This window comes from Luteibacter mycovicinus (assembly GCF_000745235.1).
Lineage (GTDB): Bacteria > Pseudomonadota > Gammaproteobacteria > Xanthomonadales > Rhodanobacteraceae > Luteibacter > Luteibacter mycovicinus.
On sequence record NZ_JQNL01000001.1, the window covers coordinates 4,413,772 to 4,434,212 of the forward strand.

17 protein-coding genes are annotated in these 20,441 nt (G+C 66.8%); 10 read left to right on the forward strand and 7 right to left on the reverse strand.

Translation table 11 applies throughout. The features are described 5' to 3' along the window. The first annotated feature begins 130 nt into the window (after positions 1-130). The 10 genes from FA85_RS19830 to FA85_RS19875 are packed head-to-tail and all read left to right on the forward strand — an operon-like array spanning position 131 to position 11,419. Positions 131-754: an XrtA/PEP-CTERM system exopolysaccharide export protein gene (locus FA85_RS19830; protein WP_036113560.1), complete on the forward strand. Its 624-nt coding sequence runs from the start codon at positions 131-133 to the stop codon at positions 752-754. 11 nt (positions 755-765) lie between these two features. Beyond that, positions 766-2,295 carry an XrtA system polysaccharide chain length determinant gene (locus FA85_RS19835; RefSeq protein ID WP_036113557.1) on the forward strand — a complete coding sequence of 510 codons (1,530 nt, stop codon included), beginning with the start codon at positions 766-768 and terminating at the stop codon, positions 2,293-2,295. Positions 2,296-2,298: 3 nt separating this feature from the next. After that, positions 2,299-3,063: a P-loop NTPase family protein gene (locus FA85_RS19840; protein WP_239709009.1), complete on the forward strand. Its 765-nt coding sequence runs from the start codon at positions 2,299-2,301 to the stop codon at positions 3,061-3,063. A 28-nt stretch (positions 3,064-3,091) separates the two neighbouring features. Next, on the forward strand, positions 3,092-4,456 hold the full coding sequence (locus FA85_RS19845) for an outer membrane beta-barrel protein (RefSeq protein WP_036113554.1): 1,365 nt from the start codon (positions 3,092-3,094) through the stop codon (positions 4,454-4,456). A gap of 2 nt (positions 4,457-4,458) precedes the next feature. Then, entirely contained in the window at positions 4,459-5,178 is a 720-nt protein-coding gene (locus FA85_RS19850) for an alpha/beta hydrolase family protein (protein WP_051943710.1), read from the forward strand. Further along, positions 5,178-6,011, forward strand: a complete 834-nt coding sequence (locus FA85_RS19855) for an alpha/beta hydrolase family protein (RefSeq protein ID WP_036113551.1) — start codon at positions 5,178-5,180, stop codon at positions 6,009-6,011. The genes FA85_RS19850 and FA85_RS19855 overlap by 1 nt, the downstream gene beginning before the upstream one ends. Then, entirely contained in the window at positions 6,008-7,012 is a 1,005-nt protein-coding gene (gene galE, locus FA85_RS19860) for a UDP-glucose 4-epimerase GalE (RefSeq protein ID WP_036113549.1), read from the forward strand. Before FA85_RS19855 ends, galE begins: the two co-directional genes overlap by 4 nt. Then, the gene (locus FA85_RS22250) at positions 7,009-8,748 is read left to right on the forward strand and encodes a hypothetical protein (RefSeq protein WP_197056612.1); all 1,740 of its coding nucleotides are present in this window, start codon (positions 7,009-7,011) and stop codon (positions 8,746-8,748) included. The genes galE and FA85_RS22250 overlap by 4 nt, the downstream gene beginning before the upstream one ends. Further along, positions 8,745-10,292 carry an oligosaccharide flippase family protein gene (locus FA85_RS19870; protein WP_036113547.1) on the forward strand — a complete coding sequence of 516 codons (1,548 nt, stop codon included), beginning with the start codon at positions 8,745-8,747 and terminating at the stop codon, positions 10,290-10,292. Before FA85_RS22250 ends, FA85_RS19870 begins: the two co-directional genes overlap by 4 nt. Continuing rightward, positions 10,289-11,419 (forward strand): GNAT family N-acetyltransferase, encoded by a 1,131-nt coding sequence (locus FA85_RS19875; RefSeq protein WP_036113545.1) that lies wholly within the window; start codon positions 10,289-10,291, stop codon positions 11,417-11,419. Before FA85_RS19870 ends, FA85_RS19875 begins: the two co-directional genes overlap by 4 nt. Before the next feature lie 66 nt (positions 11,420-11,485). Here FA85_RS19875 and FA85_RS19880 read toward each other — a convergent pair whose 3' ends face one another. The 7 genes from FA85_RS19880 to FA85_RS19910 all read right to left on the reverse strand — a co-directional run bounded on the left by FA85_RS19880 (position 11,486) and on the right by FA85_RS19910 (position 20,401). Beyond that, positions 11,486-14,572: an efflux RND transporter permease subunit gene (locus FA85_RS19880; RefSeq protein WP_036113544.1), complete on the reverse strand. Its 3,087-nt coding sequence runs from the start codon at positions 14,570-14,572 to the stop codon at positions 11,486-11,488. Beyond that, a complete protein-coding gene (locus tag FA85_RS19885; RefSeq protein WP_036113542.1) occupies positions 14,572-15,660 on the reverse strand; it encodes an efflux RND transporter periplasmic adaptor subunit in 1,089 nt (362 codons plus the stop codon). The genes FA85_RS19880 and FA85_RS19885 overlap by 1 nt, the downstream gene beginning before the upstream one ends. Beyond that, positions 15,657-16,928 carry a TolC family protein gene (locus FA85_RS19890; protein ID WP_081907495.1) on the reverse strand — a complete coding sequence of 424 codons (1,272 nt, stop codon included), beginning with the start codon at positions 16,926-16,928 and terminating at the stop codon, positions 15,657-15,659. The genes FA85_RS19885 and FA85_RS19890 overlap by 4 nt, the downstream gene beginning before the upstream one ends. 73 nt (positions 16,929-17,001) lie before the next feature. Next, on the reverse strand, positions 17,002-17,370 hold the full coding sequence (locus FA85_RS19895; protein WP_036113539.1) for a hypothetical protein: 369 nt from the start codon (positions 17,368-17,370) through the stop codon (positions 17,002-17,004). A gap of 105 nt (positions 17,371-17,475) precedes the next feature. Next, the gene (locus FA85_RS19900) at positions 17,476-18,660 is read right to left on the reverse strand and encodes a hypothetical protein (protein WP_051943708.1); all 1,185 of its coding nucleotides are present in this window, start codon (positions 18,658-18,660) and stop codon (positions 17,476-17,478) included. Positions 18,661-18,662: 2 nt separating this feature from the next. Further along, positions 18,663-19,823 (reverse strand): glycosyltransferase family 4 protein, encoded by a 1,161-nt coding sequence (locus FA85_RS19905; RefSeq protein ID WP_036113538.1) that lies wholly within the window; start codon positions 19,821-19,823, stop codon positions 18,663-18,665. Further along, complete coding sequence (locus tag FA85_RS19910; RefSeq protein ID WP_239739801.1) at positions 19,820-20,401, reverse strand: polysaccharide deacetylase family protein; 582 nt, start codon at positions 20,399-20,401, stop codon at positions 19,820-19,822. Before FA85_RS19910 ends, FA85_RS19905 begins: the two co-directional genes overlap by 4 nt. Between the last annotated feature and the right edge of the window lie 40 nt (positions 20,402-20,441).

The window sequence follows — 20,441 nt, forward strand, 5'->3', positions numbered from 1 at the left end:
GAAGCGATCATGGCTTAAAACGCCGCGGATCACCCGTCGGTCGAATGGCATAGGCGGGCTGTTGAATGGACGCGGCCCCCGGTTGAAATGACGATACGGACCGAGCGAAGTCACAGGGGTAGGTGTCCGTATGAAGCGTTGGAATCGCGTCGCCGCCGTCGCAGCCACTCTCTGGCTGACGGCCTGCGCCACCGGGGGAAGCAACCTTCCACCACCGAAGATGGACGCGGCCAGCCCGGTCGTCGCGTCCTATCTGATCGGCGTGGACGACCAGTTGCAGATCACCGTCTGGCATAACCCGGACCTGAGCGTCAGCGTGCCGGTCCGTCCCGACGGCAAGATCACCGTGCCGCTGGTCGGCGACATCGCCGCCGGTGGGCGTACGACCGATCAGGTCGGTGCGGAAATTCAGCAGAAGCTGGTGCAGTACATCCGCGATCCTCAGGTCGCCGTGATCCTTACCGCGTTGCGCAGCCATGAGTACCTGTCCCGTGTGCGGGTGACGGGCGCCGTGCGCAGCCCGATCTCCATGCCGTACCGGCAGGGCATGACCGTGCTGGATGCGGTACTCGCCGCCGGCGGAACCACCGAATTCGCGGCGCCCGATCGCACCGAGCTCTATCGGCACAACGAGGCCGGTGCCACCCAGGCATACGCCGTGCGGCTGGAAAAGATCCTGCAGCAGGGCGATCTGGCCAACAACTACCCGGTACAGCCCGGCGACGTGATCACCGTGCCGCAACGCGCCTTTTAAGGGGTACATCGATGAGCGGGGAACTCGTTCCTTTCGCGGGCATGCTGCCCGCACTGATCGGCGAGGCGCGCAGACGGCGCGTCGCGATGGGCGTCACCTTCGCGGTGATCGCGCTGGCCGCGCTGGGTATCGGAGCGGTATGGCCGAAAAAGTACGAAGCATCCACGACCATCCTCGCGCAGGACGCGAGCATCATCACGCCGCTGATGGAAGGCGCGGCCTCGGCGACGGCGAACAAGAACCGCGCAGGCATGGCACGCGACGTGATTTTCAGCCGCCGCGTGCTCGATGAGGTGTTGCGGACCGGCGGGTGGCTGGCCTCTTCACCGTCCCCGATCGAGCGCGACAAACTCATCGAGAGCATCAAGGCACGCACGAAGATCGTCAACAACCGTGAGAATCTGATCACCATCAGCTATTTCGACTCCGACCCGCGGCGTGCCTTCGAGGTGACCCGTGCCTTCGGCCAGCTGTTCATCAGCGAGAGCCTTCTCTCCAAGCAGCGGGAAAGCCGCGACGCCTACGAGTTCATCAACAGCCAGGTCGAGGCCTATCGCGGCAAGCTCACCGACGCCGAGGACAAGCTCAAGGCGTATCGCGACGCCAATGCCGATGCGCGTCCCGGCAGCGACATCGACGCCAATTCCCGCATCAGCGCCCTGCGTACGCAGATCGAGAACAACCGCATGGACGCGATGCAGAAGCAGTCCCAGGCCGCGGCGCTGAATGCGCAACTCAGCGGTGAGTCCGAGGTCAACGCCGTGCAGACCGTCGGCGGCATCTACCAGGCCCAGCTGGCCGAGATGCAGTCGCAGCTCGACAAGCTCCTGCTCACCTATACGGACTCCTACCCGGACGTCGTCCGCCTGCGTCACCAGATCGAGGATGTGCGAACGCAGATGCAGAGCGCCGATGCAAGCCGTGCGGTGGGTGGCGGCACGGTCGACCGGATGGTCACCATGAATCCGGTCAACCAGCAGATGCGCGTGCAGCTGGCGACGATCCGCAGCGATGCCGCCGCCGCCTCGGCGCGGGTAAGCGCGAGCGAGTCGATGCTTCAGTCCGAGCTGGAGCGCAGCAAGCGCATCGCCAACTCGGAAAACGTGACCGCCGAGCTGACGCGCGATTACACGGTCAACCGCGACGTCTACCAGGACCTGCTCAAGCGGCGCGAGAACGCGCGCGTCTCCATGAATCTCGACGCCGAGCAGCGCGGACTGACCTTTCAGGTGCAGGACCCGGCCGTGTTGCCACTGGTGCCGTCGGGCCTGCGTTTCATGCACTTCGGTCTGGCTGGTGTCGCCTTGTCGCTGGCGGTTCCGTTCGGTCTGCTGTTCGCGGTGGCGCGTTTCGATCCCCGCGTGCGTTCGGTCGGCCAGCTCGAACGGGCCACGGGCTTTCCCGTGCTGGCCACCATTCCGTTCTATCCCACGCCGCGCGACCGCCGCCGTGAGCACCTGCAGAACATGCTGCTGGCGCTCATCGTCACCGGCGTCGGTGCCGTCTACCTGCTGCTGTTCTGGTTGAGGATGAAGGGCTGACTCATGAATAAACTGGCCGCCGAACCCATCGAACCCGGGCATGCCGAGCACCCGCACGTCGACCCGCGTACCACGCCGGGTCACTCCATCGCGCGCATGCGCGAGGCGGACGGGGCGCTGGCGCCGATCGACTGCGAGCGCAAACGCCTCATCCATCGCGAGGAATCCGTCCGACAACAGTCCGATGCCTTCCGGGGGATCCGCACGCGGTTGCTGGAGATGGCGGGCGAAAACAACTTCATCACCCTGGTCGTCGCGGTGAGCCCGCGGTCGGGAGCGAGCTTCGTGACGCGCAACCTGGCCACCGCGTTCGCTTTCGACGAGTCGAAGACGAGCCTGCTGGTCGACTGCAATCTGCGCTATCCGAACCAGCACAAGGCCTTCGGTATCGAGCCACACACGGGCGGTCTTATCGATTTCCTCGAGCATCCGTCACGCGGCATCGCCTCGATCATGTATCCGACCGGCGTACCGCGGATGCGCCTGATTCCTGCCGGCAGGTCGCGCGAGAACAGTGGCGAGTACTTCTCGTCGTTCCGCATGCGCGCCGTGCTGGACTCGTTGCGTTGTCGCTACAGCGACCGCTACCTGTTCCTCGACGGTCCGTCCGTCAAGGGCTCGCCGGATGCGCGCATCCTGGCCGATCTCGCCGACTTCGTCGTGGTGGTCGCGGGCTATGGACGCGATACGCCCGCGGCGATCAATCAGGCGGTGGCGAATTTCGATCCGGCCAAGCTGGCGGGCGTCGTCTTCAATCAGTCGCCGTGACGCGGACCGAAGGGCAGGGGGAGGGATCATGCCGGCATCGACCAGGCTCGCGCAGGCCATCGTGATCGGGCTCGCGGTCGCACCGACGGCGGTGCTTGCCGGAACCTTCGATTACACCCTGTATGGGGGGATCGAGCACAGCAACAACATCGCCTTGTCGTCGGACCGGCCCCTGAGCGAGAACGTGCTGACGCCAGGGGGGACATTCCAGTTCACGCAGCTGGGTTCGACGTTCCAGGCCAACGTGGCGGGAACCTTCGAATACCGCAAGTACCTCGAAAACCACTTCGATTCGCAGACGCAGACACAGCTCGGCGCGCAAGCCAACTGGACGATCGCCCCGGAACGGCTGGACTTTTCGGTCGAGGACTATGCGGGCGTGCAGCCGGTGGATCAGTTGTCGGCCGACTCGCCCGACAACCAGCAGCAGACCAACGTGATCGTGCTCGGCCCTACGCTGCGCATGCGCTTCGGCGATGCGGCGCGCGGTCAGTTCGAATTGCGGTATATCAACAGCTACGCATCGAAGGTCGATGAGTTCGATTCGTCCCGCGGCATGGCTGCCTTTCGTGTCTACCGCGACCTGAGCCCGACCGATCAGCTCTCCGGCAACGTGGAGTTCCAGCGGGTCGGTTTCACCCATCAGCCGAGCACGGCCGATTACGATCGCAAGGAGGCCTTCGTGCGCTACACGAGCACGTTGGCGCATTTCGATGCGGACGTGCTGGTGGGCGGTACGCGACTGTCGTTCTACCAGGGGCGCAGCACGTCGGCTCCCGTCGTACGACTGCAGGTCGGCTGGCAGCCGACCCTGCGCAACGCACTGACCGTGGCGGGTGCCTACCAGTATGCCGACGCCGCGCAGGATCTGATCACGACACCAGGGGCCTACGGCGCGGGCCTGACCGCCGATCGCGCCGAGGCGATCGATCCGTTCGCCAACACGGGCGGACTGGGAAGGGGGGCGACCGGCACGGGCATCGGCGTGGGCAGCGCGGTGATCGGCTCGGAGGTGTACAAGGAGCGCCGTCTCGAAGCGACCTGGAACTGGCGCGGTGAGCGGCTGACCATGACCATATCGCCGGCCTTCAACAAGCTGAGTTATCTGGACGATCCCACCTTCGACCAGACCGGACGCGGGCTGAGCGTCGGTGTCGGCTACCGCCTCAACCCCACGCTGACCCTCTCGGGATTCGCCAGCTACGACCGCGTGACCTACGACACGCTCAGCCGTAAGGACAACACGGTCCGGCTGGGCCTGGACCTGGGCAAACAGATCAATCGGCACTGGAGCTGGCACGCGTCCGTCGCACGCGAGCGGCGTACGAGCGATGCCGTGGGCCAGAGCTATCGCGAGGCGGAATTCTTCATCGGCGTGGTCTACCGGAGATGAGCATGCGTGGCGACCTCGACCTGCCGTTCTTTTTCGGTGCCGACGACGGCCTGTTCGGCATGTATCACGCGGGTACGCCGACGGCGCGTCGCGCGTTGCTGATGTGCGCCTCGCTGGGGCAGGACCTGATCCGCTGCCATCGCCTGTATCGTCAGCTCGCGCAAGCGCTGGCGATGCAGGGAGTCCCCGTGTTGCGCTTCGACTACCACGGTACCGGCGACGCCGCTGGCAGCAGTGGCGAGGTGGACTGGTCGCGCTGCGTCGAGGACACCGTGACGGCCGCCGCGGAGTTGCGCGGACGCGCCAGTATCGACCGCGTCGTCGCCTTCGGTGCACGGCTGGGTGGCAGCATCGCCATGGCCGCGGCGGGTCGGGCCGGTTTCACGGAAGTCATCGCATGGGATCCCGTGCTCGATGGCGGCGATTACGTGGCGGCGCTGGACGCCATGCAGGCCGCCCTGCGCGAGGACGGCGAGCGCTTTACGCGACCGCGCAGCCACGCCGATGTGGCCGAGCAATGGCTGGGCTTCGATATCGGCGACAGCTTGCGGCGTCAGCTCTGCGCGTTACGCGTCGGCACGCCGGCCGTGCCTACGCTCGTGCTGGATGCGCAGTCGCTCGGTCAGTCCACCCCGTGGAACGACTTGCGGCGACTCGAGACCGCGATCCTGTCGCAGCCGCTCATCCAGGCCGTCACCGGTCGTCTGAAGGAGGTCGCGTGATGCGTGAGGAAGCTCATCGATTCGGTCGTGCACGGCACCTGGTCGGTATCGCGGGTGTGCCGGAAGGCGCGCGCGGAGAGACCGGCGTCATCGTATTGAACGCCGGACTGGTGCATCGCATCGGTCCCTTCCGGCTGCACGTGGAACTGACCCGCCAGCTCAACGCGGCTGGCTACCCGACGCTTCGATTCGACATGTCGACGCTCGGCGACAGCGGTGCCACGGGCGGCGGCATGACCCGTACCCAGCAGGTCTGCGCGGATCTCGACGACGCGATGGTTCTGATGAAAAACCGGGCGGGGTGCGAGCGTTTCGTGCTGGTCGGCCTGTGTTCGGGCGCGCAGAACGCACATGTGGTGGCATCGACCGATCCGCGTGTCTCGGGAGCGGTATTCCTCGACGGATACGCGTATCGCACGCTCGGCTACAAGCTTCGTCACTACCTGCCGCGTGTGGCGGATCCCGGCCGCTGGGCGCGCTGGCTGCGCGGGCGTCCGGGTGGCGGCGGCGCCGACAAGGCGGCACCCGAGCCCGTGTTCGCGGTGGCACCCGCGCCCCGCGATCAGGTGATCGCCGATTTCACCGGCATGGTGGGGCGGGGCATGAAGCTCTATCTCGTCTACTCGGGTGGCATCAGCAACTATTTCAATCACGCGCGTCAGTTCCGCGAGTGCTTTGGCAAGGTGATGAGCCATCCGGCGGTCACCACGCGGTACCTGGCCGAGACCGACCACACGTACATCCTCACCGGCGACCGCGCCCGTCTGCTCGACGGCATCGGCGGCTGGCTTGCCCGCAACTTCCCACCGGCCACGGCCGGGAGGTCTCCATGAATACGGTCCTGGTCACCGGCGGTGCCGGTTATATCGGCAGCCACACGGTGCAGCAGCTGGTCGCGCGGGGCGACCGGGTCGTCGTGATCGACAACCTCTCCACCGGATTCCGCGAGGCCGTGCGCGGCGCGTCCCTGGTCGAAGGCAATGTGGGCGACGGCGACCTCGTCTCGCGGGTTCTGGAAGCGCATCGCGTCGATGCGGTCCTGCACTTCGCGGCACATACGGTGGTGCCGGAGTCGGTCAGCGATCCGCTGAAGTACTACGGCAACAACACCTGCAATACCCGCAACCTGCTGGCGGCGTGTGCGGCGGCCGGCGTGGACAAGTTCATCTTTTCGTCGACGGCGGCGGTCTACGGTGCCACGGAGGCCGGCGTCGCCGATGAAACGACGCCGACGTGTCCCGCCAATCCTTACGGCACGTCGAAGCTGATGTCCGAAACGATGTTGCGCGACTGGTGCGCAACCGGAGCGATGCGGCATGTCATCCTGCGCTACTTCAATGTCGCCGGTTGCGACCCGCTCGGACGCATCGGCCACAGCACTCCGCTGGCCACGTTGCTGATCAAGGTGGCGTGCGAACACGCCGTGGGTAAGCGTCAGTGCGTGTCCATCTACGGCACCGACTACGACACGCCGGACGGCACGGGCGTGCGTGACTACATCCACGTCGACGATCTGGCCGCCGCGCATCTGAGCGCGCTGGATCATCTGCGCGACGGTGGCGATTCACTCACCCTGAACTGCGGCTACGGGCACGGTTACAGCGTGCGCGAGGTCGTGGATGCCGTGGCGCGCGCGGGCGGCCATGCGCTCAACGTGCTGGAACTGCCGCGCCGGCCCGGAGACATCGGCAAGCTCATCGCGTGCAGCGACCGGCTGCGCGACGTGCTCGGCTGGCGACCGCGCCACGACGATCTCGATTTCATCGTCCGTACCGCGCTGGACTGGGAGTACCGCCTCGCGGGGCTGCACGCGCCTGTCGCGTCGGTCGCATGAACGCACGTGCCTTCCAGCGTCGGCGCGGCTGGCACGGGGTCGTGCGCGAGACACGGCGAGCGACGCCGGGCGCACCTCAAGCGATGTCCCGCCACGTGCTCATCGTCATCGGCCTTCTGCTTGCCGCCGTCGCGGCGGGCCTGTCACCCGCCAGCGGCGCGTCACCCGCTCCGGCAGGAGCGACCCTGGTCGCGAAACAGCCTGGCCCCGGTACCCAGCAAATCACGGTAACCCGCCGCACTTCCGACACGGCCTCCGTCCAGGTCACCGTAGGCATCCCTTTCCCACCCGGCACCCTCCGCGACCCCAGGCTCCTGCGCATCGTCGACGTCGAAGGCAACGAAGTCCCCGCGTCCGTCATCCCGACCCTCCAGTGGCACACCGGCGCGGGCGGCATCCGGGCCGTCCGCGTCCAGTTCCGCGCCGCCGCCGGGATTTATTGCTTCGAACTCGGTACACCTCGCGCGATGGATGCTCCCGGCTGGCCCTACGCGCAAGGCCTGATCGACGACAGGCCCAAAGCGATCGCCGTGCTCACGCCCGAATGGCTCACCGCCTCCCTGATCGCCGGCCCCCAGTCGGTGGCCGACCGCGACGAAGCCTACGCGCGCTACGTGGATGCGCAGTTCCGCTGGGCGAAAGAACTTCCGGTCAAGGACAGCACCGCCTGGCTCTTCGACCGGCCTTCCACGTTGTTCAAGGCGTACGTGCGCACCGGCCGCGCCGATTATCTCGAGTCGGCCGAGGCGAGCTTTCGCTGGTACATGGCGGGTATCAAGCGTGACGGCGTTCCAGTCAGCCCCTCATGCGCCGGGGGATGGCTGCCTGACGGCAAACCGTGCGACGTGAAGTACGTCTATATCGAACCCATCCTGCTCGCGGTCGCCCTGAGCGGAGACGACTCGATGCACGACGCCGCCCTCGTCGGCAAGATGGCCGACCTCTGGCACAGCGGCGGCTGGAACGGACCGCCGGGTCCATACCGGCACCCGACTGACTACTTCACCGAGCGACTTGCCGGCCTGGGTCTCATCGAGACCGTTGCCGCGTACGAGCTCACAGGCGATGCACGTTATCGCGATCGCGTACTCGCTCGCGTCGGCTGGCTCGACGAGCAGCAACGACATAACCCCGACGGGCTCGGCGACGACGGCTCCTGGCGCAACAGCTGGAACGTGCATGAAAACGATCCCGACGGTGCCGATGACGTGCGCGGTGCCTCGCCGTGGATGAGCGAGAACATCGTGGACGGTCTCTGGCATGCGTGGCTGGTGACGAAGGATCCGCGCATTCCCCCGATGATCACCGCCTTTGGACGCTACCTCGAACGTTACGGCTGGATCGACCCGGCGTTGCTCGTGCATCCGCATGACTGGCGCAACGAATGCTCGGGGCCGGGCGGGCAGATCGCCTGGTACTGGTCGTCATCGAAGGCGACACCGGCAGCCCTGATGAAGATCCAGGAGTCGGAGGGCTGGTACAGCGACGGGCACAATGTCGAACTGGGCCTCCCCGTCGCGGCCGCCTACTACTTCGAGACGGATCCGGCGCAGGCCGCGCTGCTGAAGAAGCGGTTTGCCGCCTTGTCGTCATCGTACGCACCGGCATGCGCGGCCATCTCGGACACGTTGCGCCGGTTCAACTGGAACAACCGCGGTGCGGGCGTGGCGCAGTGGATGATGCGCCAGCCGGCGGGCGCAGGGCTGACCGACTCGCTTGCGCGGACGTCGCCATGACCCGCCGCCTCGACGTCCTGCGCAGCGTGGGCATCGTCACGGTGTCCACGTACATCGAGTACGCGCTCGGGCTGCTGATGAGTGTGTGGATCGCTCGCGCGCTGGGTCCGGGCGACTTCGGCCGCTATGCGTTCACCGTGTGGCTGTGTGGCTGGCTGATCGTCTGCTCCAACCATGCGCTGACCACGTCATCGACCAAGTTCATCGCCGAGGCGGATGGCATGGGCGACCTCGGGCTCGCGTCCAGTCTCGCGGCGCGCTTTTCACGAATCCAGACGTGGAGTTCGGCGAGCGTCATCGGTCTGTTCCTCGTGATCGGCTGGTTGTTCCGGCCCGCCGAGTGGGATGCGTCCCTTCTACCGATCATGGCGCTGGTCGTCGTGGCCGTGGTCGCCAAGGCCAACTACGCGGTGCTGGTGGCCATCGGCAAAGGACAGGAGCGCTTCGAGCCCGAAGCGGTGGCGACGGTGACCGGCGGCATCCTGGGGATGTTGCTCGTGCTTGCGGCCATGCTCATGCATGCCGACCTGGTCTCGTTTGTCGCGCTGTTCGCGGTGGCGTGCCTGATCCTCAACCTGGTTAACCGGCTGGTCTACCGCCGTTATTGCCGGGATTTCGCTTCCGGACCGATTCCTCCCACGCTCAATGCGCGGGTGAACCGCCACCTGAAACTCACGGCCGTGCTGGTGTTGATGGGCTCGTTTCGTGTGGGAACGATCGAGATCTTTCTGCTCAACACGTTCTCGGGATCGGTCGCGGTGGGTTACTTCGCGATTGCGGGCACGCTGACGCGCGGCGCGGTGCAGTTGTTCTCGGTCGGGCTCACGTCGACGCTGCTTCCCTACATGGCCAAGTCGTACGGGGAGAGCGGCAGTGCGCGCGCGGCGCGTTTTCTTGCCGAGGCGACGCGATTCTACTGGGCGGTGGGCATCGCCATCGCCGGGCTCGGCCTGGTCACGACGCCCGAGATCGTGCGCCTCATGTACGGCACGCGCTACCTCGATGCGATTCCCGCGATCGAGGCCACGCTGGTGTTGGGTGGCCTGCTGTTGATCGGCAATGGTATCGCGGCCTTTCAGACCGTGGTGGACCGGCAGGACGACCGTGTACGCATCGCCACTGTCGCGCTCGTCGCCAACGCGGTTCTCGGTCTGGCGCTGATTCCTGTTCTCGGGCTATCCGGCGCAGTCGTGACTTACGCGGGGACACGTGTCGTCGAGATGGTGCTTGCGGTGCACTACCTGCGCAAGGCGACCAGCGGCGCGCTGCCGGTGGCGGCGATGGCTCGTCTGTTCGCCGTGGGCAGCGTGGCGACGCTGGCGGCATGGGCGACCACCGCCGCCATACCGTCACGGGTCGGCTTCCTCGGCGGCTGCGCCGTGTTCGTTGTGCTTTACGTGCCGGGTAGCGTCCTGGTTCGTTACTGGACCGGAGACGACGTGCAGCTGATGGCCGGCATCGGCCGACGCCTCGGCCGGCCGGGTCGCTGGTTGATCCGTGCCCTCGAATTCATCCCGCCGGCAGTGTCCAAGGCCAGCCCATGAGTTACGTCTGTTGCATCGTACGTTCCCTCGAAACCTTGCGCGGCTACCGCGACGAACTGGCCCGCGTCGCTGAACTGCCCGGCGCGGCCAGCGGTATCGTGCAGCATCCGGACTGGATCGCATATGAGGTCGAGAGTCGCCGGGATGGCACCGTGCCGCATGTGATCGTGGTGCGCGATGCCGGGGGGAGGGTGGTCGGCTACGCACCGTTGCTTGCGATCGAACACACGGCGCGGCTGGATCTCGCGGGGCGGCGTGTGCGCCTCTATCGCGGGGCCGCGTTACGATTGCTTGGGTCTGGCGTCGTGGCCGGGGAGGCCGAGCGCGGCGTCGTCAGCGTCGCCGTGTCGCGCCAGCTGGCGGGCGACAGCAGCGTGCGGGTGGTGCGCGTGCAGGAGGCGGACCTGCCTAATCCGTTCGCGGAGTCGCTAACTCGCGGGGGGTTTCGTACGGTGGCTGCGCATCTGCTGGATCAGCTGCACTGGTCGATCGATCCGCAGGTTTCGTCGGAAGCGTGGCTCTCGGCGATGGACAAGAAGAAGCGCACGGATCTGACCCAGCGTGTGGGCCGCGCCTATCGGAAGCTCGGCTGCGACGCGGCCTTGCGCACGTTCGACCGGCCCGAGGACATGCCCGAATACTGCCGCCTGATGAACGAGGTGTACGCGAAGACCTGGCACCATGACGACCTGCCGATGGACTGGGAGGCGCCTGAGCGGGTCGCGTTGTTCGAAAGGCTTACCGCCGCCGGGCAATTGATCGGTCATGTCGTGCTACGCGACGGCAGACCGCTGGCCTACGTCCACGGTTATCGCCTCGGGGGAACCTACCTCGTTGACGACCTCGGCTATGACGAAGAGGTGGCGAAGGTCGGCATCGGGTCGGTGGCCGTGTTTCAGGCCGTGCGGGCGCTGCTCGATCGTTTCCCCGGCGAGCGGATCAGCTTCGGCTACGGAGATAACCAATACAAGCGACTGCTGGCGACGCGCGCGGAGGCTTGCGGCTCGTTGTACGTCGTGCGCGCGACCCGTGCGACGGCGGGCTTCCGGATGTATGCGCCGGTGCGATGGATTTACCGGGGACTGCATCGCGTTCGCTCGGATCTGCGGGCACGCCGCAAGGGCTGAGCCGGGACGGCCCTCGAGACGAGGGCCGGTGACGACTGCGGTGGGCTTCCACCGCAGCCGGACTGTCTAGCGGCGTCGGGCCCTCGCCTCCATCCATTCGTACACTACCGGCAACAGCACCAAGGTCAGGAGCGTCGAGGTGATCAGCCCGCCGGCAACGACGGTGGCCAGCGGTCGCTGCGTCTCAGCGCCGACGCCGCTGGACAGCAACATCGGTAGCAACCCGAGGATCGCCACCGTGGCAGTCATCAGCACGGGGCGCAGACGCAGCGCGCTCCCGCGCAATACTGCCTGGCGGAGGTCACCCCCTTCGTCACGCTGCCGGTCCAGAAAGCTGACCAGCACGATGCCGTTGAGCATGGCCACGCCGAACACCGCGATGAAGCCGACCGCGGAAGGTACGGAGAGATATTGCCCGGTGATGAACAAGCCGATGACGCCGCCGATGACTGCGAACGGCACGTTGGCAAGAATCAGCGCCGCATGCCGGAATGAGCTGAACGCGGTATAGAGCAACACGAAGATGCAGAAGATCGTCAGCGGCACGATCAGTGCCAGACGCTTCATGGCCCGTTGCTGATTTTCGAACGCGCCGCCCCACTCGGTGTAATAGCCTGTCGGCAGGGTGAGTTCCGAGACCAGCCGTGCCTCCGCCTCACGCACGAACCCGTCGATATCCCGGCCGCGTACATCCAGTCCGATGACGGCGAAGCGTTGCAGCGCCTCGCGGCGGATGAAGGAATACCCCTCGGCCTGGGTGACGCGGGCGACCTGGGACAACTGCACCAGCGCACCGGTCGGCGTGCGTAGCGGAATGCGCCCGATCGTTCCCGGCGAGGCCTTGCTGGCGTCGTCCAGTCGCACCGCGATGTCGAAACGGCGTACACCGTCGATAAGGCTGCTGACGGGTTCGCCACCGATACCGTTGCGAACCACGGTGAGTACATCGTCGGCATTGAGCCCGTAGCGAGCCAGGGCGGTGCGGTCGACCTCGATGCGCAGCTGCGGTTTGCCGAGGTTGGCTTCGAGCGCCAGATCGGCTGCACCGGGTACCGTCGCCAGCACGTCACGCGCCCGGGCGCTGAGCCGGTCGAGTGTGGCCAGATCGTCACCGTAGATCTTCAGCGCGAGGGTGGCGCGGACGCCGGAAATCAGCTCTTCGATGCGCATCTGGATGGGCTGGGTGTAGCTGACGACCGCGGTAGGCAGGGCCTCGGTCAGTTCCTGCTGCATCGCCGCCTCGATGGACTCGAGAGTCTGGCCATCGCGCCATGCCGACGCGGGCTTCAGCGGGGTGTAGACCTCCATGTAGTTCACGTCCGCGGTTTCACCTTTCTCGGCGCGTCCGATCATGGCCAGCGTCGTTTCGACCTCGGGTACGTTGGCCTTGATCCGCTCGGCGACCTGACGCGAAAGGTCGATCGACTCCGCGAGAGAGGCCGAAGGGATCGACGTGATCCGCCACATGATGGCGCCCTCGCGCAGGTTGGGCATGAACTCCTTGCCGAGGAAGGGGATAAGGGCGAATGTGCCCAGAAGCACGACCACGGCGCCGCCGAGGACGATGCGCCGGTGGTCGAGCGACCAGTGCAGCAGATGCTCGTAGTGGCTCTTGAGCCAGCCGACTAGCCTCGTATCCCGCTCCGGTCCCGGCTTCAGAAGCAGAGCGGCGAGGACGGGGACCAGCGTCAGGGCGAGCACCAGCGAGCCCGCCATGGCGAAGCCGATGTTGAACGCCATCGGACGAAACATTTTTCCTTCCAGGCCCTGCAGCCCGAACAGCGGAAGAAAAACCACGATGATGATGAGGATCGCGAAGGCGACCGGTGTCGCCACTTCGCGAGCGGCCTGCAGCACGGCGGCGCCCCGGTCCACCGCGTCGCCCTGCGCGGCATGCTCGCCCATGATGCGGTGAGCGTTCTCCACCATGACCACCGCGCCGTCCACCATCATGCCGATACCGATGGCCAGCCCCGCGAGCGACATGAGGTTGGCGGACAATCCCCACCGTTCCATGCCGATGAACGCGATCAGCATCGCCAGGGGCAGGGTCGCGACGACGATCAGGGCGCTTCGCAGCTCGCCCAGAAAGAGAAACAGCACGACGGCGACCAGCAGGGCGCCTTCCAGCAAGGCGCGCGATGCCGTACCGACCGCCGCGTCCACGAGATCCGTGCGCTCGTAGACCGGTTTGACGACGGTGCCGGGAGGCAGCGCGCGACGCATCGTATCGAGCTTCGCCTTGACGGCGTCGACCACGCTCTTCGCGTTTTCGTCGATGCGCGCCAGTGCCTGGCCCAGGACGACCTCCTTGCCATCGCGCGTGACCGCGCCGGTCCGGGGTGCGCCTGCCTCCACGACGGACGCCACGTCACGGATGTACACCGGTGTGCCATCGTCGCTCTTCAGCACGATGGAGCCGATGTCCTCCGCGTTGCGCAGCAAACCGACGCCTCGCACGAGGTATTGCTCCCGGCCGATGTCGATCGCGTTGCCGCCGACCTGTGCATTGTTCGATTCGACGGCCTGCATCACGTCCCTGAGTGCGAGTCGGTGCGCGACCAGGCGCATCGGATCGACGCGGACCTGAAACTGTCGCTCCTGCCCACCCCACGATGTCACGTCGTCGACACCGGGTGCCGTGCGCAGCACCAGGCGGACGGTCCAGTCCTGCAACGCACGGAGGTCCATGTCGGATGCGCTGCCGTCGTCGGTCTCGACGGTGTACCAGAAGACCTGTCCCAGGCCCGAGGTATTCGGACCCATCTCGGGCTTGCCATAGCCCTCGGGTAAACGTGCGGCGACCTGTTGCAGCCGTTCGTTCACGAGCTGGCGGGCGAAGTAGATGTCGGTGTCGTCATCGAAGTAGACGGCGACGTACGACAGCCCGAACAGACTCACCGAACGGATGGTTTCCACGCGGGGCAATCCGGCGAGGGCCGCTTCCACGGGGGTGGTCAGCAGGCGCTCCACGTCCTCGGCGGCGAGTCCGGAGGCCTCGGTGTAGACGTTGACCTGCACCGGCGTGACATCGGGGAAGGCATCGATGGGGAGCCGCTTCAGCGAGGCGACGCCAAGGGCGGCGATCGTCAGAACGCCCAGGATCACCAGAAGTTTGTAACGGAGGGAGAGTTCGACGAGACGGACGAGCATCAGTCGTTTCCCAGTTGTGAGCGCAGCAGGCGTGCTTTCAGGGCGAAGGCGCCTTTGCTGACGTAAGCGGCTCCCGCGGTCAGGCCACGGCGCACGACGGTCCAGCCGTCGCGTGTTTCGCCGACGTCCACCGCCATGGGCTCGAACGTTCCGGCCTCCTTGCCGCGCACGAACACCGTCGGTTCGTTTTTCAGCAACACCACGGCTTCCGCGGGCACGGCGAGAACGCTGGCGGTCGCCGAAGTGGCGATACGCGTTTCCACGAGTTCCCCCGGGTGGAGCAGGTCGTCCCGGTTGTCGACACGAAGGCGCACGCTGGTGGTGCGTGTGGCCTCGTCGGTCCGATGCGCGCGCTGGATGACGCTGCCGGGCCGTTCCGTTCCGTGCGCGACGATGGTTGCGGCGGCGCCGGGCCGTATCGCATCCGCGGCCGCGGGCGGGAGACGCGCCTCGACCCAGACGCTGTCCTCGGTGACCAGCGTGAACAGCGGTTTCCCCGCTTCGATGCGCTCGCCCACGAGGAAGTCGTCGGTCGTAATACGTCCCGCCTTCGGTGCGATGAGCTCGAACTGGCCGTCCGCGGCCGCCGAGCCCCGCGCGACGATGCGGGCGATCTGTCCGTCGGTCAGTCCGTAGGCACGTAATGCGGCGCGAGCCTGGTCCCGGGCGATCTTCGCTTCGCCGTAGCGACGTCCGGAGACGGCCTGGGGACCCAGTGCCGAAACGCGTGCCCAGTCCTGGCTGGCGACGATGAGGCGGCCCTGGGTTTCCGCCACCTCGATGCTCGACAACACGACCAGCGGAGTACCGGCGGCGACGACGTCGCCGAGCTTCGCCTTTCGCTCGACGACCTGGACGGCGACGCGTGGCGAGACGAGCAGGGTGGAATAGGCGTCGACCCTGACTTCGCCCGGTGCGGTGAGGGTGTCGGTCAACTGGCGGGAGCGAAGCGTGTCGACGACGATGCCGGCATCGGCGATGGCGCGCGCGTCGAGTTTCAGCGGGTTTGCCGCTTCTTCGGCGCGTACGGGCACAAGGGACAGTGCCATTGCGAGCGCGAAAGCGATCTTCAGAAGGGGGCGATTCATGGGGTGGCATCCGTTGCGGGGCCGTCGATCCACTCGGGAAGACGGCCGGCGGCGGCGAGGTAGTCGAACCAGGCCTGCCAGGTCTGCGCTTCCAGCGTGAGCGTGGACAGCGCGGTATCGAGGTTCTGCTTGAGCTGGACGAGGTAGTCGGAGGTGTCGAGTTCACCGGCCTGCCAGAGGCGTTCGAGTAGCGCGGCGCGCTCGCCCAGGGCTCCCATTCGGGCTTTGCGCAGTGTTTCCGCGGTGCTTCGTAATGCGCGATAGGTCATGGCGGTCTGACGTAGCGTCGCTTCCGCTTTCCATGCGGTCGCCTGTCGATCGGCGAGCGCGGCATCCGCTTCCGCCTGCGCCGCCATCACCTCGGCGCGGCCGGTGTTGCGCACCGGCAGCGGCATCGAGACGCTGATGCCGATGACCGGATCGCTCCGGCTACCGCTGCGGACCCGCCCGCCCGTGAGACTGATCGTGGGATCCGATAGCCGCGCGCGGCGGGCCACGGTGACGGCGGCATCGAGGCGTTGCTGCTCGGCACGGGCCCGCCGCAGTTCGAGGCGGTCGTCGAGGGCTTGTGCATCGATGCGATCGGGGCTGGCGGGCAGCGCCTCAGGTAGCGCAGGCCATCCGGTCGCCTGCCCGTCGTCTCGTTCGCCGCCGATAGCCGTCAGGGAGGCCAGCGCCGCCGCGAGTTGCCCCTCGATAGCGGCTTGTTCGATGCGCGCCTCGGCCAGTGCCTGCGCGGCCAGATCCCGCTCCGGTGCGCTGATGTCACCGACACGCAGACGGTCCGCGGCGAGATGGTCGAAGCGTGTCATCGCCACGATGCGTTCCTCGCCAAGGCTGCGCTGCCGCCGTGCGAGTTCGGCCGAGGCCCACGCCTTGAGCCATTCGGCGGCGATATCGCGACGGCGCAGCGCGTAGGCGGCCTCGCTGACGCGTAAGGCGGCTTCGCTTTCGTCGACCCGGGCGTGTCGCTTATCGCTCAGATCGAGCGACAGGCTGGCCGATGCCGTGCGGCGATCTACGTCGGCGTTCTCGCCCTCGAGGGACAGCGTGGGGTTGTAGACGGGCTGCGCCGCGGCGCGGACACGGGCTTCGGCGGCGCGTCGCTGGGCGTCCGCCGCCTGGATGGCCGGGTTGTCGGCCCACAACGCGTGGATGCGGTCGCGCACGGCGGGCGATGCGCGGTCGAGTGGCAGAGCGCTCGCGTGGCCTGCGGCGCACAGGCACACGCACGCGGCGCCGGAAAGCGCGATGCGTAGAGAAAACATGGATGGATCTCCGGAAGAACGGACGCGAATCGACGCGACCGCTCAGGCGGTCGGCATCGCACGGTGGCGTTCGTCAGGCGATCGGGGGGCGGAGCGGGGAGCGCTCGTAGGTCGGCGTCACACCGGTACGGAGCGTCGCGGTGACGTGTACGTGCGGCACGCCGGCAAGCAGGGCGGGCATCGTCGAGGGTACGGCCACGTTATGGGCGCAGCTGCAGTGGCAGCCGCCGCCTTCGTTCAGAACGCAGGTATCGCCCGCTGCGGTGTCGCTGGTGGCGACGGCGATCGTGGCACCCGCCGTGTCGACGGACGCGGCCGTCGGTCCGTCGAGCAGGCAGAACGTCGCCATGGTCAGCTTGAACAGCAGCACGGCCAGCGCGAGCACCCACACGCCGCGATGGCGGCGAAGTCGGGTGAACAGGCGTGGCGTGGCGAGATGCATGGATTGCGATGCTACTGGACGGCGCGGCTGTTAGACAATTTCAGCCGTGGGGGCGGCCTGTCGGGGGTGGCGTTGCCGGCACGATGGTCGCGCGCAGGCGCGCTCCTACACGGTGGTGGCGGCGGTCTCGTGGGCGACCGGCTGCTTGCCCGGCTTCGGCAGCTCGAAGTCGCGATAGCGGCCGGGGTCGCCGGCGAGGCCGGCTTCGGCGGCTTTGGCGATGTTGTACATCTCGCGGGCGGTGACGTAGTGGAGGACGTAGTTCACACCATCGTTGTAGACCGCCTCGAGGTGGTCGTGCATGGCATCGGCGGGAGCGCCGAGCAGCGTGTCCATGTCGCGTTCCTGGGTGCCGTGGGTGTGCACCTTGACGAAGACCCACTCGGGGCGGCCTTCGACGTGGATGCCCGTGTCGACCCATTGATCGACACGCGATGGCGTCGGTGGGCAGCCCTGGCGCACATCGGAGTTCTCGATACGTGGGATGACGCCGAAGCGCCGGTCTTTCCAGTTGAGGCCCAGCGGCCCCTGGATAATCAGCAGGTCGCCACTCGGTTTGCCGCCCACGCGCATCGGCACGCCGGTGTCGTGCGATTTGCAGCGCTGCGGGTCGTCGGTGGCGTAGTAGATCGCATTGGACATCCGCGTCTGCGTGTCGCTGGGGGCGGAGGGCAGGGTGAAGTCCGCGTAGCAACCCAGCTCGCGCAACAGGATCAGCTCGTTGTCGATGCCGCACCAACGGCCATCGGCGCGTGAGTTGTCCAGGCACCAGTTACCGTGGATGAAGGCGAAGCGCAGCTGGCCGGTGACGGGATCGCGCGGCAAGGCATCATGCCTGTCGTGCAGAAGGCGGTTGAAGCGGTCGATGGTGGCGACGAAGTTGGCTTCCGTGTCGTTGTCGTGATGCAGATGGATTTCGATCTCACCGTACCCATCGGCACAAAGCGACTGCAGCTTGTCCAGATGCTCCTCGACGTATTCCTCTTCCGGGTAGAAGAAGCTGTGCTGCGGAACGCGTCCGTCCGCGTCGCGATGGCGCGCCGCCAGCGCGCGATAATCGCTGCACCAGCGGTCCACGCGACGCCGCTGCGTATCCATGTCCACACGGCCCCAGTTCGGCTCGAAATGGTCGACGAAGCAGAACAGCACGTGTTTCGGTCCTTGCACCTTCGGCGGCTTGCGCCGGGTCAGATAGCCCCACAGCCAGTACTGCATGTTGCGTGCGCGGATGGCCACGGTGACCGCCGCCGCGACCAGCAGGAGCAGGACGAGCAGGGCGATGACGATCACATTCAGGCTCCGGCCGGGACGAGGGTGAGCAGCTGTTCGGCGTTGTTGCGCCACTGCCGCTCGCTGGCGATGTAGTCGCGGGCGGCGTCGCCCACGCGCTGGCGTTCGTCGGCATGGCGCGCCAGCGCGAGCACGCGCTCGACGCAGGCGGCGGCGTCACCGTGCGGAAACAGCCAGCCCGTGCGGCCATCGGCAATCACTTCCGCCACCGGCGCGTAGTCGGGCGCGACCACCGCGACACCCATACCCATGAACTCGAACAGTTTCATGGGAGACCCGTAGTGATTGGAATTCGGCAGCACGGCATAGTCCATACAGGCGATCCAGCTGGCGACCTCGTCGTGCGGTACCCGACCCGGCAGCAATACCCGGTCGGCCAGACCGCGATCCGCGATCAGTGCCCGGACCGCGGGCAGCGTCTTGCCATCGCCGACGAAGACCAGCGCCAGTTCCGGCACGGCATCCAGCTGCCCGGCGATGGCTTCGACGAAGCCATCCACACCGTGCCAGTGGGCGAAGGCGCCGATATGGCCGCACACCACCCGGCCGGTCAGGCCGCGCGAGGCGCGCAGTGCGGCGACATCGAAGCGCGAAGGATCGAAACGTGGCAGGTCGACCGCATTGGGCGAGACCACACTGGGGGCGATGGCGCCGTATGCGCCGCGCGCGAAGTCACGAAAGTACGTGGAGATGAAGACCAGTCCCGTCGCACGCCGCAGGCACCAGCCCTCGATGCGCCGGGCCAGCCCTTTCATCGTCAGCGGGCGCACCCGGTCGACCAGCGCCGAGTCGTTGATCTCCAGCAGCAGGGGGATGCCGCGCCGGCGTGCGAGCCAGACGGTGGCGAAAAGGAACAGGGAGTAGCGCTCGTAGATCAGTGCGGGCGGCGCCTTGCGCCAGGCGCGTGCCATACGAAACCACGTCACCACGTTGTAAAGCAGCTCGAACATCTCGAAGACGACGCCAGGCAGTCGCGTCACCAGCGTGGCGATGCGACCGCGCTTACCGGGCGAGGCGTCCTCGACCTCCCGCTCGGGATCGGCGCCCGGAAACGACATGACGGAAACGTCGTGCCCCAGCTCACGCAACGCCTGCACGATGCCGCGGATGTGCACTCCCTCGACGTGTCGACCGCGCGTGCGGTGGTGATAGAGGATGTTCATGGTGCCGACCCTTCCAGCGCCGCGAAGCCGAAGCCCTGCGACAGCCACTCAGGCAGCATCACGTCGAGTGCCTCGGCCGCCTTGTCGCTGTCGTCGTGCATGAGCACGATGTCGCCGGGCGCGGGCGGGTCGTTGCGCAGGCGGGCGATCAGGGTTTCCACCGGGGCGTCCTGATAGTCGAGACTGTCGTAGGACCAGTAGACCAGATTGCGCTTGCGCCGCGCGAAGTGCAGCAGCAACTGCGCGCCCACGTAACCACTGGGCGGGCGCATCCGGTGATGCGGGCGGTCGTCGAACAGCCGCAGCAGTGCGTCGGTGCGATACACCTCGTCCAGCTGTTTCGTGAGGGTCATGTTGCTGAAAGACCAGTGGCTGTACGAGTGATTGCCGATCATGTGGCCCTCGGCGACGATCCGCTGCACGATCTCCGGGTACTGCTCGATCTTCTCGCCGACAAGGAAGAAGCTCGCTTTGACGCCGTGCTTCGCGAGGGTGTCGAGCAGGCGCGGCGTGTGGCCTGGCTCGGGGCCGTCGTCGAAGCTGAGGTAGCGCAGGCAGGCGTCGCGTGTCCGGGTCATCACCAGGGTTTCGGGGAGAAGCCCGAGGAGTTCGAGTTTT